General features: G+C 29.6%; 13 protein-coding genes, 4 tRNA genes and 1 other RNA gene. 15 read left to right on the top strand and 3 right to left on the bottom strand.

Annotation, left to right across the window (positions count from 1 at the left end):
* Positions 1-33 precede the first annotated feature (33 nt).
* The 3 genes from B2P65_RS15340 (at position 34) to B2P65_RS15350 (ending at position 2,896) form a co-directional block, all read left to right on the top strand.
* A tRNA-Ser gene (locus B2P65_RS15340) sits at positions 34-124 on the top strand.
* Between the two features lie 136 nt (positions 125-260).
* A tRNA-Arg gene (locus B2P65_RS15345) sits at positions 261-335 on the top strand.
* A gap of 272 nt (positions 336-607) precedes the next feature.
* Positions 608-2,896: a methyl-accepting chemotaxis protein gene (locus B2P65_RS15350; RefSeq protein WP_346880468.1), complete on the top strand. Its 2,289-nt coding sequence runs from the start codon at positions 608-610 to the stop codon at positions 2,894-2,896.
* Between the two features lie 16 nt (positions 2,897-2,912).
* On the opposite strand, the gene B2P65_RS15355 is transcribed toward B2P65_RS15350, so the two are convergent.
* Together B2P65_RS15355 and B2P65_RS15360 are read right to left on the bottom strand one after the other, a co-directional pair.
* Positions 2,913-3,800 carry a phosphatidylserine decarboxylase gene (locus B2P65_RS15355; protein WP_346880469.1) on the bottom strand — a complete coding sequence of 296 codons (888 nt, stop codon included), beginning with the start codon at positions 3,798-3,800 and terminating at the stop codon, positions 2,913-2,915.
* A gap of 127 nt (positions 3,801-3,927) precedes the next feature.
* Complete coding sequence (locus B2P65_RS15360; RefSeq protein ID WP_346849262.1) at positions 3,928-5,316, bottom strand: pyruvate carboxylase subunit B; 1,389 nt, start codon at positions 5,314-5,316, stop codon at positions 3,928-3,930.
* A gap of 297 nt (positions 5,317-5,613) precedes the next feature.
* Here B2P65_RS15360 and B2P65_RS15365 point away from each other — a divergent pair.
* From B2P65_RS15365 to lgt, 4 genes are all read left to right on the top strand, one after another.
* A tRNA-Arg gene (locus B2P65_RS15365) sits at positions 5,614-5,690 on the top strand.
* A gap of 59 nt (positions 5,691-5,749) precedes the next feature.
* Positions 5,750-6,202: a tRNA adenosine(34) deaminase TadA gene (gene tadA, locus B2P65_RS15370; RefSeq protein ID WP_346880470.1), complete on the top strand. Its 453-nt coding sequence runs from the start codon at positions 5,750-5,752 to the stop codon at positions 6,200-6,202.
* 2 nt (positions 6,203-6,204) lie between these two features.
* On the top strand, positions 6,205-6,429 hold the full coding sequence (locus B2P65_RS15375; RefSeq protein WP_035134638.1) for a (2Fe-2S)-binding protein: 225 nt from the start codon (positions 6,205-6,207) through the stop codon (positions 6,427-6,429).
* Between the two features lie 49 nt (positions 6,430-6,478).
* Positions 6,479-7,255, top strand: a complete 777-nt coding sequence (gene lgt / locus B2P65_RS15380) for a prolipoprotein diacylglyceryl transferase (protein ID WP_346849261.1) — start codon at positions 6,479-6,481, stop codon at positions 7,253-7,255.
* Between the two features lie 85 nt (positions 7,256-7,340).
* Here lgt and B2P65_RS15385 read toward each other — a convergent pair whose 3' ends face one another.
* Positions 7,341-8,036, bottom strand: coding sequence for a TIGR00266 family protein (locus B2P65_RS15385; RefSeq protein ID WP_422652244.1), 696 nt, complete (start codon positions 8,034-8,036; stop codon positions 7,341-7,343).
* Between the two features lie 173 nt (positions 8,037-8,209).
* Here B2P65_RS15385 and B2P65_RS15390 point away from each other — a divergent pair.
* The 8 genes from B2P65_RS15390 to B2P65_RS15425 all read left to right on the top strand — a co-directional run bounded on the left by B2P65_RS15390 (position 8,210) and on the right by B2P65_RS15425 (position 14,258).
* A tRNA-Ser gene (locus B2P65_RS15390) sits at positions 8,210-8,299 on the top strand.
* A 2-nt stretch (positions 8,300-8,301) separates the two neighbouring features.
* An RNA gene (gene ffs / locus B2P65_RS15395) (signal recognition particle sRNA large type) lies at positions 8,302-8,567 on the top strand.
* Positions 8,568-8,849: 282 nt separating this feature from the next.
* Positions 8,850-10,484: a DNA polymerase III subunit gamma/tau gene (dnaX, locus tag B2P65_RS15400; protein WP_346880472.1), complete on the top strand. Its 1,635-nt coding sequence runs from the start codon at positions 8,850-8,852 to the stop codon at positions 10,482-10,484.
* A 90-nt stretch (positions 10,485-10,574) separates the two neighbouring features.
* A complete protein-coding gene (locus B2P65_RS15405; protein WP_150843612.1) occupies positions 10,575-10,913 on the top strand; it encodes a YbaB/EbfC family nucleoid-associated protein in 339 nt (112 codons plus the stop codon).
* 14 nt (positions 10,914-10,927) lie between these two features.
* Positions 10,928-11,524 (top strand): recombination mediator RecR, encoded by a 597-nt coding sequence (gene recR, locus B2P65_RS15410; protein WP_346849269.1) that lies wholly within the window; start codon positions 10,928-10,930, stop codon positions 11,522-11,524.
* Positions 11,525-11,743: 219 nt separating this feature from the next.
* Positions 11,744-12,025 carry a DUF2508 family protein gene (locus B2P65_RS15415; protein WP_346849258.1) on the top strand — a complete coding sequence of 94 codons (282 nt, stop codon included), beginning with the start codon at positions 11,744-11,746 and terminating at the stop codon, positions 12,023-12,025.
* A gap of 106 nt (positions 12,026-12,131) precedes the next feature.
* The gene (locus B2P65_RS15420; RefSeq protein WP_346849257.1) at positions 12,132-12,392 is read left to right on the top strand and encodes a pro-sigmaK processing inhibitor BofA family protein; all 261 of its coding nucleotides are present in this window, start codon (positions 12,132-12,134) and stop codon (positions 12,390-12,392) included.
* A 171-nt stretch (positions 12,393-12,563) separates the two neighbouring features.
* Positions 12,564-14,258, top strand: coding sequence for a M3 family oligoendopeptidase (locus B2P65_RS15425; protein WP_346849256.1), 1,695 nt, complete (start codon positions 12,564-12,566; stop codon positions 14,256-14,258).
* Positions 14,259-14,456 lie beyond the last annotated feature (198 nt).

Genomic DNA, 14,456 nt, shown 5'->3' on the forward strand with positions numbered 1-14,456 from the left:
AATCCCTATCTCTCCGCCATTTTTTTATTTTTTGGAGAAATACTCAAGTGGCTGAAGAGGCGCCCCTGCTAAGGGCGTAGGTCGGGCAACCGTCGCGAGGGTTCAAATCCCTCTTTCTCCGCCAAGATATATTTAAAAATCGGATTCTTAAGAATTCGATTTATTTTTTCGACTCAATAAGGTGTAATAAAATCAAAAAATAATTATTGAAATCATGAGGATTCTATGTTATTATATAATAGTTATTTAAATAACCTTTTGGGGTGTTAGTTAAATGGATATAACATACGGCTACGGACCGTATATTGCGGGTTCGATTCCTACACACCCTGCCATATTTAGTCATTGCAGTTAATTTGCAATGGCTTTTTTATTTTTATATAAATATATAAGAGGGATATGATAAATTTCGACTTCAAATGTAGGAAAATCCATATATAATAATTATATAACGAGTTTATGTATGTAAATTATTATATAATTCAACTAATTTGATTATAGATAAATATATTTAATGTTAGTTACATAATATGTATAATGTGTATTTAGTATAGATTTTTACGCACGATAATTACTATATAAATTATTAATATATGGGGGTATATTTATGATTAAAAGAAAGTCTGATAAGACTTTAAAAAAAAGGAAACATAGTTCATTTAATTTAAAAAGTACATCTCAAAATATAAGCAAAAGTATTAAGAATGCATTTAGCAAAATTACAATTAGACATAAAAACTCCATTAGTAAAAAAATTAGAAATAGTAACAAAATAGATAAGGATAAAATTAATGATATAAGTAACAATATAAATAGTATAAAATCTACAGCTAAGGTTTATAAAGAAGGAAAATTACAGGTTGAAGGAACTAGTGTTAAAAGAAAAATATTAATTAGTATGATAGGTCTTACAATAGTATCAATGATAATAACTAGTACAATTATGTACATAAACTCTTCAAAGACGATTTCAAGTCAGAGTACAGAAAATATGGAGGGTATAACTACATCATCTATACAAACCATATCTGTTATGATGGATAAAGTTACTAATGAGGCTTTTGCTCTATCAAATTCTAAGGATAATCTTAATATCTTATTAAATTATGCTCAGAAAAAAAATAGTAAAGAAGATGTTAAAAATATAAATGAAGGCTTTAAGTCATATATATCTGGTAATAAACATGTAGACAGAATATCATTAGTTAGCCCAGAAGGTGATATAGTAGCTGATAGTGAAGAATCCTTAGTTGGAGCTAATGAAGTTGATAATTCTTATCACAGTACTAGTTCTAGTGGGGGTAAGTGGATAAGTAATACAATTAAATCCGTTGCTGGTGATAAAGGAGTTTTAGTATTTACGTATCCTGTATTAGATGAAGATAACTATAGTAAATGTGTAGGATATATAGCATTACATGTTTATGCTGAGAGTTTTTCTACTTATATTGAAAATATAAAAATTGGACAGATAGAAAATAGTTATGCATATCTAATTGATGAAAAAGGAAATATAATATATCATCCAAACAAAGAAAAAATTGGGCAAACAATAGATATACCTGAAATAAAGGATATAGTAGATAAGGCTATGAAGGGAAGTAATGTAGAAGTTGGATCAGTAGAATATAGGATAAATGGCAATAAAGTAATGTCATCTTTTGGATTAGTACCTAGGACAAATTGGACTATGGTTATAGATGCTAATAGTAATGAAATAAGAAAACCGGTAATAGCAATGGTTAAACAAATAGCATTAGTAGCATTAGCTATAGTTATTATAGGTTCTATTATAATAATGGTAATGGCAAATGTAATTATAAATCCTATAGTTACTGTTGCCGCTTTGGTTAATAAAACAGCTAAGTTAGATTTAACTAATGATAATTTAGCTATAATTAAGTCTAAGGATGAAATAGGTCTTATATATAGATCTATTATAAATATGAGGGAAGTGTTAAGGGAAGTTGTTGGAGATATTGCAGCAACTACTGAAGTATTAACTAATAACGCTAATATAGTAGAAGAATCTACAGAGTCATTAAAAATTAAAGCAGATGAAACATTATTTGAAACTGAAAGTGTATCATCTGGTATAGAAGAAACATCAGCAACTTCTCAAGAAATTGCTGCATCTTCTACTGAAATGATTAAGAGTGTACAGAATATAGCTAGTGAAGCATTAGAAGGATATGAAATAACTAAGGATATTCTTAAGAGAGCTCAGGGCATAAAAGCTAGTGCTATAGACTCTAAAGAAAAATCCAATGATATTTATAATAGTGTAAAAAGTGAGTTGGAAGTTGCTATAACAAGTTCTAAGGAAGTTAAGCAGATTGATAAGTTAGCTGATTCTATACTTAAGATAACTCAACAAACTAATTTATTAGCTTTAAATGCTGCAATAGAAGCTGCTCGTGCAGGAGAAGCAGGAAGAGGGTTCTCTGTAGTTGCAGATGAAGTTAGAAAGTTAGCTGAAGAGTCTGGTAAAACAGCAGCAGATATACAAAGAATAGTTAAAATAGTAAATAAATCTGTAGAAGAATTGGCTCTTAGTGCTGGGCGCATGAGCAATTTCATAGAACAACAAGTAATTAATGATTATGATAAAAATATAGAGCAAGGAGCTTTATACGAAAAAGATGCAGATCAATTCAACAACTTTATGAATGAGTTTAGCAGTGAAGCTGCAGTACTAAATCAAGCTATAGAAGGAATTGTTACTGCCATAGATGAAGTATCAGTAACTGTTACAGAGGGAGCTATGGGAGTATCATCTATATCATCTAAAACTATGGATATAGTAGGAAATATTGAGAGTATAAAAAGTACTGCTATAGAAAACAAGGAAAATGCAGATAAATTAAATAATACTACACTTAAGTTTAGATTATAAAAATAGGAGTAAGAATTTAAATTCTTACTCCTATTTTTTCTCCCATATATACAGAGGTTTCTACTCCTAAATTGCTTTGATAACATATATCTTCATCTAATTTTAATATATGTTCCTTTAGTATAATTATAACTGTTGAGCCACCAAACTTAAAATACCCTTTTTCATCTCCACGGTTAATTTTGGATGATGAGGAGTAGGTTTGAATAATAGAACCAACAAAGGTAGCACCTACTTCTATGTAGATAACATCATCAAAATTATCACTTTTTAGAATACTATACTCTCTTTTATTTTCTGAAAAAACCTTACTTATATTTTCAAGAGCTACGGGGTTAACTGAGTAATATTTACCCTTTATGAATGTGGATTTAGAACAAGTTCCGGAATCAACAAAGTGAAATCTGTGATAATCAGTTGGGCATAATCTAAATATTAAACAAGTACTATTAGAATAATTCTTACTTAATTCTTCATTTTGCAATAACTCATTAAGGGTATATTTAAATCCTTTAACTGTAAAGCTAGAATTCTCATCAATTTTTTCTATAGCTAATAGCTTACCATCGCAGGGAGAGATAAATGATTCATCATCTTTACAGATATTACGACTGTATTTTGAAAGTTTTCTATAAAAAAAGTCATTAAAGGAGCTATATTCATCTATATTTTTTTCATATTCATCTATATTTATGTTGAATCTATCTATAAAGGGGTGTATATATTTTTTACTAAACTTACTATCGCAGCCCATTCCATAGAGCTTACTTAAGAATTTTCCACTTGCAATTTTGGGTATAAAAGTTTTAGCAACTGGGTTACTGTACATAAAATTAAGTATATCTCCACCAGCTACATTTTCTTCACAATAGGTCTTATTTTTTCTATCATAGTATTTTATCATAATATCAACTCCAGATTTATCTTAAATTTAACATAATGATATTATAACAGAAAATATATTAGGTATATAAAGATATCTCCAATTAAGATATAATAATGTATCTTAATTGGAGATATTTAAATAAGTTTTATATTACTTCACTATTAGTTAGTTTCCTCATATCATCATTAGATGGCTTTTCACTTCTCTTTTTAAAGAACTCTTCGGCTATTTGTGGGAAGGCTAAGTAAGAAAGAATATCTTCTTCGCTAGTTGTTATATTTTTCAGTTCTTCTTTTGTCTTTTGGAATGCTGGTTCTAAAGTATCAGCATATCTTCCTTCAATAGGAGTATCATTTCCAAGAGCTTTTTTAAGAACTGCTTCATTTATTTCCCCAGGAGCCTTACCATATTCTCCTCTACAATAAGCTTTAACCTCTTTAAGAACCATTTTATATCTTTCACCAGTTAATACATTAACTGTAGCTTGAGTTCCAACCATTTGACTCATTGGAGTAACAAGTGGAGGGAATCCTAAGTCTTCTCTTACTTTAGGAACTTCTGCAAGAACTGCATCAAGCTTATCAATAGAATTTTGAGCTTTAAGTTGAGAAATCATATTAGATAACATTCCTCCAGGTATTTGGTTTGTAAGTCCTTCAGGCTGAGGAGTTAATACCTTTGGATCTAGTAATCCATCTTCTAAAACTTTTGATCTAACTGGTTTAAAGAAATTATTAATTTGAGTTAAGGTACCTATATTAAGACCTGTTTCGAATCCAGCAGTTTCTAGTGCATGATGCATAGATTCTGTTGGAGGTTGAGCAGTACCACTAGAGAATGAAGAAATTGAACAGTCAATTCCATCTACACCAGCTTCTGCAGCTTTAAAGTAAGCCATTTCAGCAATACCATTTGTGCTGTGAGAGTGTAAAAATACTGGGATTTTAACAGTTTCCTTTATACTCTTAACTATGTCATATGCTATAGAAGGCATTATAAGGCCAGCCATGTCCTTTATACAAATAGAGTTTGCCCCCATATTTTCAAGTTGTTTTGCCAGTTTAGTATAGTTTTTAACATCATGAATTGGACTTACAGTATAAACTATAGTTCCTTGTGCATGAGCACCTTGCTTTATAGTTTCATTCATAGCAACTTCTATATTAGCAAAGTCATTTAATGCATCAAATATTCTTATTATATCCATACCGTGATAAACAGACATTTTAATAAATTCTCTAACTACGTCATCTGGATAGTGTTTATATCCTAAAATATTTTGTCCTCGCAATAACATTTGAAGAGGGGTTTTAGTAACTATTTTCTTTATGTTCTTTAATCTCTCCCATGGATCCTCATTTAAATATCTTAAGCAAGAGTCAAAGGTTGCTCCACCCCAACACTCTAATGAATAATATCCTGCATCATCTAAATCTTTAAGAATAGGTGCAAAATCTTCAAAAGGAAGTCTTGTTGCAATAAGAGATTGATTTGCATCTCTTAGAACTGTTTCGGTTATGTTAATCTTCTTCATTATAAAATCACCTCTGAATTTTTTGTTGCAAAATCACAATATATTAGTATTTTAACATAGATTCAAATAAAAATCTGCAATAAATCATTTATTTTTCTGACAAATATATAAAGTTAAAAGATTTTTTATATTATGTGCATATAATCATGAAAATAATAAATTCTATAGATATATTATTTTTAAATAGTTTATATAGGTTGATTAATTAACATTAAGAGAATAGGTTCATAGTAAAATATAGATATTAATCTATTGACGAAGAATAAATATATTATTATAATAAAGATTAGGTAATATGCGCCCGTAGCTCAGCAGGATAGAGCATCCCCCTCCTAAGGGGAAGGCCGGAGGTTCGACTCCTCTCGTGCGCACCAAAACTTAGTAAGGCCTGCTTTACTAAGTTTTTTTTATATATAATAAAGAGGAGTAAGTTATGGATAATTATTTTTTACAACAAGCAATTATTGAAGCTAAAATTGCAAAGAGTAAAAATGAAGTTCCGGTGGGAGCAATAATAGTAAAAAACAATAAAATAATAGCTACAGGTCATAATATAAAGGAAAATACCAATGATTCTACTAACCATGCAGAAATTATTGCAATAAAAAAAGCATCAGAAGCTATAGGAGATTGGAGACTTAATGAATGTGATATGTATGTTACATTAGAACCATGTCCTATGTGTGCTGGTGCTATTGTTCAAAGCAGAATAAAAAGGTTATATATTGGAACTTTTGACCCCAGAGCTGGTGGATGTGGCTCAGTATTTAATATTACTCAAAGTGGAAATTTAAATCATTGGGTTAATATTAAGTGGCTCTATAATGAAGAATGTAGTAATTTACTACAAGAGTTTTTCAAAGAAAAGAGAAAGGAGAAACTGTAAAGATGGAAGAACAAGCAAAACAGGAGGCATTAAGACAGGCTGTACTAGATAAACATACTAAAGTTTGTATCTGTAAAGTAGTATCTAGAGCAGCTATAAAGAAGGCAATAGCTGATGGAGCTAAATCTTTTGAAGACGTAAAAAAGGCAACAGGGGCTGGAACAGGAAGTTGTAAGGGAACGAGATGTAAACATACTATAGAAGAATTACTAAAAGAATACAAATAATTAATTATATAGATTATAATAATATAAAAAGGATTAAGGAGGGGAATAGATGAATCCAGTAGCCATAAGTATATTTGGATTAGATGTTATGTGGTACGGAATTGTAATATGCTCAGGTACCATGTTAGCGCTTTTATTAAGTCAATATACCTGTAAATTAAAAGGGATAAATTATGATGATGTATTAACTATATTCTTAATTGCATTTCCAATTTCCATAATTGGTGCAAGACTTTATTATGTATTATTCGAGTTTGGATATTATAAGGATAATTTGATGGATATATTTAATATTAGACAAGGTGGCCTTGCTATTCATGGAGGACTAATTGCAGCAGTAATAGTTGTATATATATGTACAAAGAGAAAAAGTATAAAGCTTTCATCCGCACTAGATATGACAGCACCATGTATTATATTAGCCCAAGCCATTGGAAGATGGGGGAATTTCTTTAATCAAGAGGCACATGGTGGACCTGTAACAGAAGCTTTTATAAGTAAGTTTCCGGAGTTCATACAAAGTGGTATGAATATAAATGGAACTTACTATCATCCTACATTTTTATATGAATCAATTTGGAATTTAGTAGTGTTCTTTATACTATTCTATATGTTACACAAGGTTAAAAAGAATGGAGTTGTATTTTTAACTTATATAGGACTATATTCTATAGGAAGATTTTTTATAGAAGGACTTAGAACAGACAGCTTAATGATGTTTGGGCTTAGAACAGCTCAAATTGTAAGTATTATAGGAGTACTTATATGGATTGTAGGGCTTATAATAATATACAGAAGGAAGAATAGTACAATTACACATATTTAAAAAATTAAACCTTTTAGATAATAAGATATTTTTTGTAAATATTGATTATCTAAAAGGTTATTTTTATTTGGCACTATAAAGATATTTAATCTCTTAAATTAGTGCTACCGGTATTAAGATAAAAAGACAATTTACCTGCTAAATTTTGAAGAGGCATAGTTTGAAGGTATACTTTTCCGGGGCCTGTTAGTGTTGTTAAAAATAAGCCTTCACCACCAAAGAATATGTTTTTTAGTCCCTTAACCATTTCAATATCAAAATTTACACTTGGTTCAAAAGCAGCTACATGGCCGGTATCTACTTTTATTCTTTCTCCAGGATTTAAGTTAAGCTCTTCAACATGACCATCAAATTCTAAAAGAACTGTTCCAGGACCGGTTATTCTTTGAAGGATAAAACCCTCGCCACCAAATAAGCCGCTAGAAAATCTTTTTTTAAAATGAATATTAAGACTTACAGAATCTTCAGCTGCCATGAAAGCACCTTTTTGACAAATTATAGATTCATTAGATTGGAGCTCTTTAGCCATTATTCTACCTGGCACAGAACAGGGGAATGCTATTTTTCCTACATTTCCTGAGCAAGTAAAGGTATTTAAAAATAAGCTTTCGCCTGATAGAGATCTTCCTATACTTTTAAATAGGCCACCTTTAATGTTAGAGTCCATAATTATATTGTCACTCATCCAACCCATAGCTCCTGATTCAGAGACAATTTTATCTCCACTATTTAGGTAACAGATAGCTACTGGCATGGAACCACCTTTAATTTCATAATTAATCATAAACAACTACCTCCATTCATATTATTTTATGATAAGTATATATATATTATTAATTTAAATTGAAAACTTTGTTAATCCTAATGAGATTATACTACAATTGGAATATATTTTTAAATAAGTTTTACTTGAAAGTAATGATTTTAAATAGTATAATAATGAATACACGATATGGAGAGATGTCCGAGTGGTCGAAGGAGCACGCCTGGAAAGCGTGTATAGGGGCAACTCTATCAGGGGTTCAAATCCCCTTCTCTCCGCCATGTCGTACTAGATGGGGAGTTAGCGGTGCCCTGTAACCTGCAATCCGCTACAGCAGGATTGAATTCCTTGCTGAGGTATCAATTTGTATGGTCTGGCCTATATAAGTGGCGTTGATAACTGGGTCCCACGCAATGGAAACTCATGAACCTCGTCAGGTCTGGAAGGAAGCAGCGATAAGTGAGACCTTCCATGTGCCGTGGATTAACCTGGTTTGAGTTAACTGTATAGGTAACGCATATAAACTGATTATCGAAGCAAGGTGTACGACTTTATTTTTTATTTAAGATGTTAAAGACATCTTTTTTTTTATCCTTTTTTAAATAATTAATTTGAAATATAAATTAAATGAGTTAGTTTATATTGAAATATTTTAGAAAAACTAGATATATATAATTGATTACTTAATATAAGTTAGTAAAGAATATAGAATATAACTATGAGAAGTATTATAATAGATAAGATAAGAATTATTTTTGAGTAGAATAAATAATTAAGAAGTATTGTAGATATATATTTATTTAGAAATTTTAATGTAAGGAGTGAGGATACATGGGATATAAAGCACTTTATAGAGAGTGGAGACCTAAATTATTTAGCGACGTAGTTGGACAGCAGCATATAACTACAACGCTTAAAAATGCCATAAAAAGCGATAGGATAGCTCATGCATACTTACTATGCGGAACTAGAGGAACGGGTAAAACTTCAACAGCAAAAATACTTGCAAAGGCAATAAATTGTTTAAACCCTATAGAAGGTGAACCATGTAATGAATGTGAGATGTGTAAAAGTATAAACCAAGGCACAGCTATAGATGTAACAGAGCTAGATGCAGCATCTCACAATAGTGTTGATAATATAAGGGATATTATAGATGATGTTCAATATCCACCACAAGAAGCTAAGTATAAGGTGTTTATCATAGATGAGGTTCATATGCTATCTATTGGTGCAGTTAATGCATTTCTTAAGACATTAGAAGAACCACCAAGTAGAGTAATTTTTATATTAGCAACTACTGATCCTCAAAAGCTTCCTATAACAATATTATCAAGATGTCAACGGTTTGATTTTAAGAGAATAAGTAGTGAAAATATATTTTTAAGGTTAAAACAAATAACCGATTCATTATCAGTAAACATTGAAGAAGGTAGCTTAAGGTTATTATCTAGAATGTGTGATGGAGCAATGAGAGATGCTTTATCCATATTAGATCAAGCTATATCAATAAACAATATAGTTAGATATGAGGATTTAGTAGATATGTTAGGAATAACTACTAATGACAGCATGGTGACTATAGTAGATAATGTTATAAATCGAGATACAGAGGGATGCATAAGAGTAGTAAATAAATTAATATTGGATGGAAAAGATATTAACTTACTAATTAGAGATTTGATTACTCATATGAGAAATCTATTAATGATAAATGTAAGTAATAATTTAGAAGATGTATTGGATATGTCTATTGAAAACATAGAAAGTATAAAAAATCAAAGCACTAGAATTAGAGTAGAGGAAATCATGAGGTGTATAAGTATACTTCAAGAAGCCGAAGATAGCTCTAAGGGTACAAAGCAGGCTAGAATATATTTAGAACTAGCAATAATAAAAATGTGTAAGATAAAATATGATACCTCCATGGAAACTATATTAGCTAGACTGAATAGATTAGAGGATAAAATTGCATCAGCGAATATTACAGTACAAAGTGCAATAAAAGAAGCAAAGGAAATAAGACCAGAAATAAATCCAAGTATAAATAAAGTTGAAACAAGCAAACCAGTAGAGCTTAATAATGAAAATATAGAATTACCAATTGCAGCAGGAGAAAGTAAGCTAAATGTTGAAATTATTAGAAAGTCTTTTAAAGATATTCAAAATATCCTTAAGCAAAAAAATAATATGGTAATAGCTACAGCGTTAATGATGGGAAAAGTTCAGAAATTCAAGAATGGAGTTATTACCGTCGGCTTTACAAAGGAATATAATTTTCATAAACAAAGACTTGAAAGAGAAGAATATAGAAAGATTATAAATGATATATTCTCAGAGGTATTAGATGAGAAGGTTCATGTTACTTATGAAATAGAAAATGATAATATAAATAGGGAAGTTAATAAAGAAAAAATACTATCAGATATATTTCCTGAGGCATTAGTGGAAATATGTGATGAATAAAATTTAAAGGTTTTAATAAATTGATGGTTACATTATAATATAATATTATATACTAGTTATAATGAAATATAATTTTTAGGAGGTATTACAATGGCAAAAGGCGGATTTCCAGGAATGGGTGGAAATATGAATAACTTAATGAAGCAAGCACAAAAGCTACAAAAACAAATGGAGGAAGCTCAGAAAGATTTAGAAACTAAAGAGTTTGAAGCATCTGTTGGTGGTGGAGCTGTAACAGTAAGAGTATCTGGTAAAAAAGAATTAAAAGATATAATAATTAAACCAGAAGTAGTTGATCCAGATGATGTAGAAATGTTACAAGATTTAGTTTTAACAGCTGTAAATGAAGCTTTGAAGAAAGCAGAAGAAGAAACTAATTCATCTATGGGAAAACTAACTGGTGGACTTAATATACCAGGAATGTTTTAATAGAGGTGACTAATTTGGATTTTTATCCTATAGCTATAGAAAAACTAATTGAGGAATTTGGAAAGCTACCGGGGATAGGGAGTAAAACTGCTCAAAGACTTACATTGCATGTTTTAAATCTTCCTAAAGATGAGGTTGAAGGATTTGCTAATGCATTAGTGAAGGCAAGAGGTACAATAAAGTATTGTTCAATATGTGGAAATTTTACTGATAGCGATCCATGTGCTATATGCTCAAATCCTAACAGAGATAAAAGTACAATATGTGTAATTGAGCAACCTAAAGATATAATGACCATTGAAAAAGTTAGGGAATTTAATGGGGTATATCATGTACTTCATGGCACAATATCTCCAATGCAAGGTAGAGGACCAGATGACATAAAGTTAAAAGAATTGATAACTAGGGTAAATAATGATTTAAAGGAAATCATCGTTGCAACAAATCCTAACATAGAAGGTGAAGCAACTGCCATGTATATATCAAAAATATTAAAACCTTTTGGAGTTAAAGTTACAAGAATAGCTCATGGAATTCCAGTAGGTGGAGATTTAGAATATGCAGATGAAGTTACTTTATCTAAAGCCCTAGAAGGTAGAAAAGAAATATAATTATTTATACAGGAGACTTGTGAGAATAACTGATATATTTTCACAAGTCTTTTTTATCCGATGACTACCAGCTCTAATACTTCATCCTCTTCAAAATGGGAGTAAAACTTCCCCTGAAACAAATAACTCTGTTTATATAACATACAATTCAAATAACAAGTATATCTCATCCATTATATGTCAAAAATATATTTAAGTATATATAATGGAGGTATTATTATGAACAGAGATAAAATAATAGAGACTATACTAGCTAAAAATATTTATACACCTGAGCAGCGTGAAATAATCAAAGGAATACAGGACTCAATAGCGGAAATTGAAGTTGCTAGAAGTTGCTTCGATAATGTTAGTGATAAAAGTTTAATAGATATATCTATATATAAAGAAGATGAAGCTAAAGCTAAATATGTATATTTTCTAAACCAAGCAAAGAAAAGTGGAATAACAGTGAGTGTTGATTGTATGATAGAAGAATTAAATTATTGCAATAAGTGGTAATATAAAGTAAAATAACTAATAAATTTATTAATAGATAAAATTATTTAAGAATTAAGCATAAGATTTTATTTTAATGATTACTAAAACAATTTTAATTATAAGGGGGATGAAAATGCCAAACATTATATTTTTTATAATAGCTATAGTTGCAATATTTATAATTGGTAAAATATTTGCATGGCCACTAAAGGTTCTATTAAACTTAATTGTTAATGGAATAGCTGGGGGTATATTATTGTGGTTAATAAATTTAGTAGGTGGAAACTTTGGACTAGTAATACCTATTAATGCAATAACAGCACTTATAGCTGGAATACTTGGTATACCAGGGGTGTTATTCTTAATAATATTGAATTATCTTAGATAGGGAAAAGGGAGTGTGGTAAAATAACTTTTTAATAAGTTAGTAGCTACGCTCCTTTTTTAAACTGATGGATATAATAGGGGGAATTAATATGTAAATTTTAAAAAAACAAAAAATGTATTTACAGAATATTTTTAAAATGGTAGAATTTATTTATCAAATGGGGGTGTATGTATGGGATTTAATGAATTTAAATATGAAAGACCAGATTATGAAAAAATAAAAGAAAAATTAATGGGTCTAATAGATAAAACAAATGAGAGTAACAACATAATCGAAGTTAAAGAGCTTATTAATGAAATTAATGAAATTAGAAATGAAATAGTTACTTTAGGTACTATAGCTAACATAAGATATAGTATAAATACTGAGGATGAGTTTTATAGTAAAGAAAGAGAATATTGGGATGAATATGATCCTCTATATAACGAAATAAACTCAGAATTTTATAAAGTTATTGTAAATAGTAAATTCAGATTAGAATTAGAAAAAGAATTTGGAAAACAATTCTTTAGTATAGCAGAATATAATATAAAATCATTTTCTAAAGAAGTAATAAAGGATTTACAATTAGAAAATAAACTATCATCAGAATATAGTAAACTTATAGCTTCAGCTAAAATTATGTTTGAAGGTGAAGAAAGAAACTTATCTGGATTAACTCCATTTATATTGTCAGAAGATAGAGATATGAGAAGACGTGCTAGTGAAGCTAAGTATAAGTTCTTTACAGATAATGAAACAGAAATAGATAGATTATATGATGAGATGGTTAAGGTTAGAACTACTATAGCACATAAGCTTGGATTTAAAAACTTTGTAGAACTTGGATATGTGAGAATGTTAAGAACTGACTACAATTCAGAAATGGTAAGTAAATTTAGAGATCAAGTAAAAGATTATATAGTACCGATAGCAAATAAACTATATAAAAGACAAGTAGAAAGGTTAGAGTTAGATCAACTTAAATATTATGATGAAAAGTTTGAATTTTTAACTGGAAATGCTAAACCTAAAGGAAATCCGGAATGGATAGTTAATAATGGTAAAAACATGTATTCTGAACTTTCAGCTGAAACTAAAGAATTTTTTGATTTCATGATAGAAAATGACTTAATGGATTTAGTTACTAAAAAGGGCAAGCAAGGTGGCGGATACTGTACTTATATACCAAACTATCAATCACCGTTTATATTTTCAAATTTTAATGGTACTTCAGGAGATGTAGATGTATTAACTCATGAAGCTGGTCATGCATTCCAATGTTATAGAAGTAGATGGATTTCTATTCCAGAATGTAACTTCCCAACTTATGAGAGTTGTGAGATTCACTCAATGAGCATGGAATTTTTCACTTGGCCATGGATGAAACTTTTCTTTGAAGATGAAGAAGCTAAATATAAATACTCTCATTTAGGAGATGCTATTAAATTTATTCCTTATGGTGTAACAGTAGATGAATTCCAGCACTTTGTATATGAGAATCCAGATGCTACGCCAGATGAAAGGAAAAAGGCATGGAGAAATATTGAGAAAAAATATCTACCTCATAAAAATTATGAAGAATGTGATTTCTTAGAAAGAGGTGGATGGTGGTTCCAACAGGCACACATATTTAATAGTCCATTTTATTATATAGATTATACACTAGCTCAAATATGTGCTCTTCAATTTTGGAAAAAAGATCAAGATAATCATGAACAAGCATGGGAAGATTATTTAAGATTATGTAATGTTGGAGGTACAATGTCATTTGTAAATCTAGTTAAACATGCTAATTTAATTTCACCATTTGAAGAAGGATGCGTAAGCTCAGTAACTGGTGAGATAGATAAATACTTAGGAAGTATAGATGATAAAAATCTTTAATAGTAAGTTAAATGATGTAGTGATGAAAACAATCACTACATCATTTTTTTATGATAATGTATTTGATAGATAGGTATATTTCTAAAAAGAAAATTACAGTAGTCAATATATAGCAAGGTTTTATAGAAGAAAATATATAAATATTTATATAGGTTACCTTTTATATAGTTAACTAGTTAAATAGTTGTTTTATTCATG

This window comes from Clostridium sp. UBA3061, assembly GCF_002367465.1.
Lineage (GTDB): Bacteria > Bacillota > Clostridia > Clostridiales > Clostridiaceae > Clostridium_J > Clostridium_J sulfidigenes.

What these genes read in the sequence shown, in the direction of transcription:
- tadA (WP_346880470.1), top strand. Translation starts at nt 5,750, where the DNA reads ATGGATAATTATTTTTTACAACAAGCAATTATTGAAGCTAAAATTGCA.
- B2P65_RS15415 (WP_346849258.1), top strand. Translation starts at nt 11,744, where the DNA reads ATGAACAGAGATAAAATAATAGAGACTATACTAGCTAAAAATATTTAT.
- B2P65_RS15425 (WP_346849256.1), top strand. Translation starts at nt 12,564, where the DNA reads ATGGGATTTAATGAATTTAAATATGAAAGACCAGATTATGAAAAAATA.
- B2P65_RS15355 (WP_346880469.1), bottom strand. Translation starts at nt 3,800, where the DNA reads ATGATAAAATACTATGATAGAAAAAATAAGACCTATTGTGAAGAAAAT.
- B2P65_RS15375 (WP_035134638.1), top strand. Translation starts at nt 6,205, where the DNA reads ATGGAAGAACAAGCAAAACAGGAGGCATTAAGACAGGCTGTACTAGAT.
- B2P65_RS15350 (WP_346880468.1), top strand. Translation starts at nt 608, where the DNA reads ATGATTAAAAGAAAGTCTGATAAGACTTTAAAAAAAAGGAAACATAGT.
- B2P65_RS15420 (WP_346849257.1), top strand. Translation starts at nt 12,132, where the DNA reads ATGAAAATGCCAAACATTATATTTTTTATAATAGCTATAGTTGCAATA.
- lgt (WP_346849261.1), top strand. Translation starts at nt 6,479, where the DNA reads ATGAATCCAGTAGCCATAAGTATATTTGGATTAGATGTTATGTGGTAC.
- dnaX (WP_346880472.1), top strand. Translation starts at nt 8,850, where the DNA reads ATGGGATATAAAGCACTTTATAGAGAGTGGAGACCTAAATTATTTAGC.
- B2P65_RS15360 (WP_346849262.1), bottom strand. Translation starts at nt 5,316, where the DNA reads ATGAAGAAGATTAACATAACCGAAACAGTTCTAAGAGATGCAAATCAA.
- B2P65_RS15405 (WP_150843612.1), top strand. Translation starts at nt 10,575, where the DNA reads ATGGCAAAAGGCGGATTTCCAGGAATGGGTGGAAATATGAATAACTTA.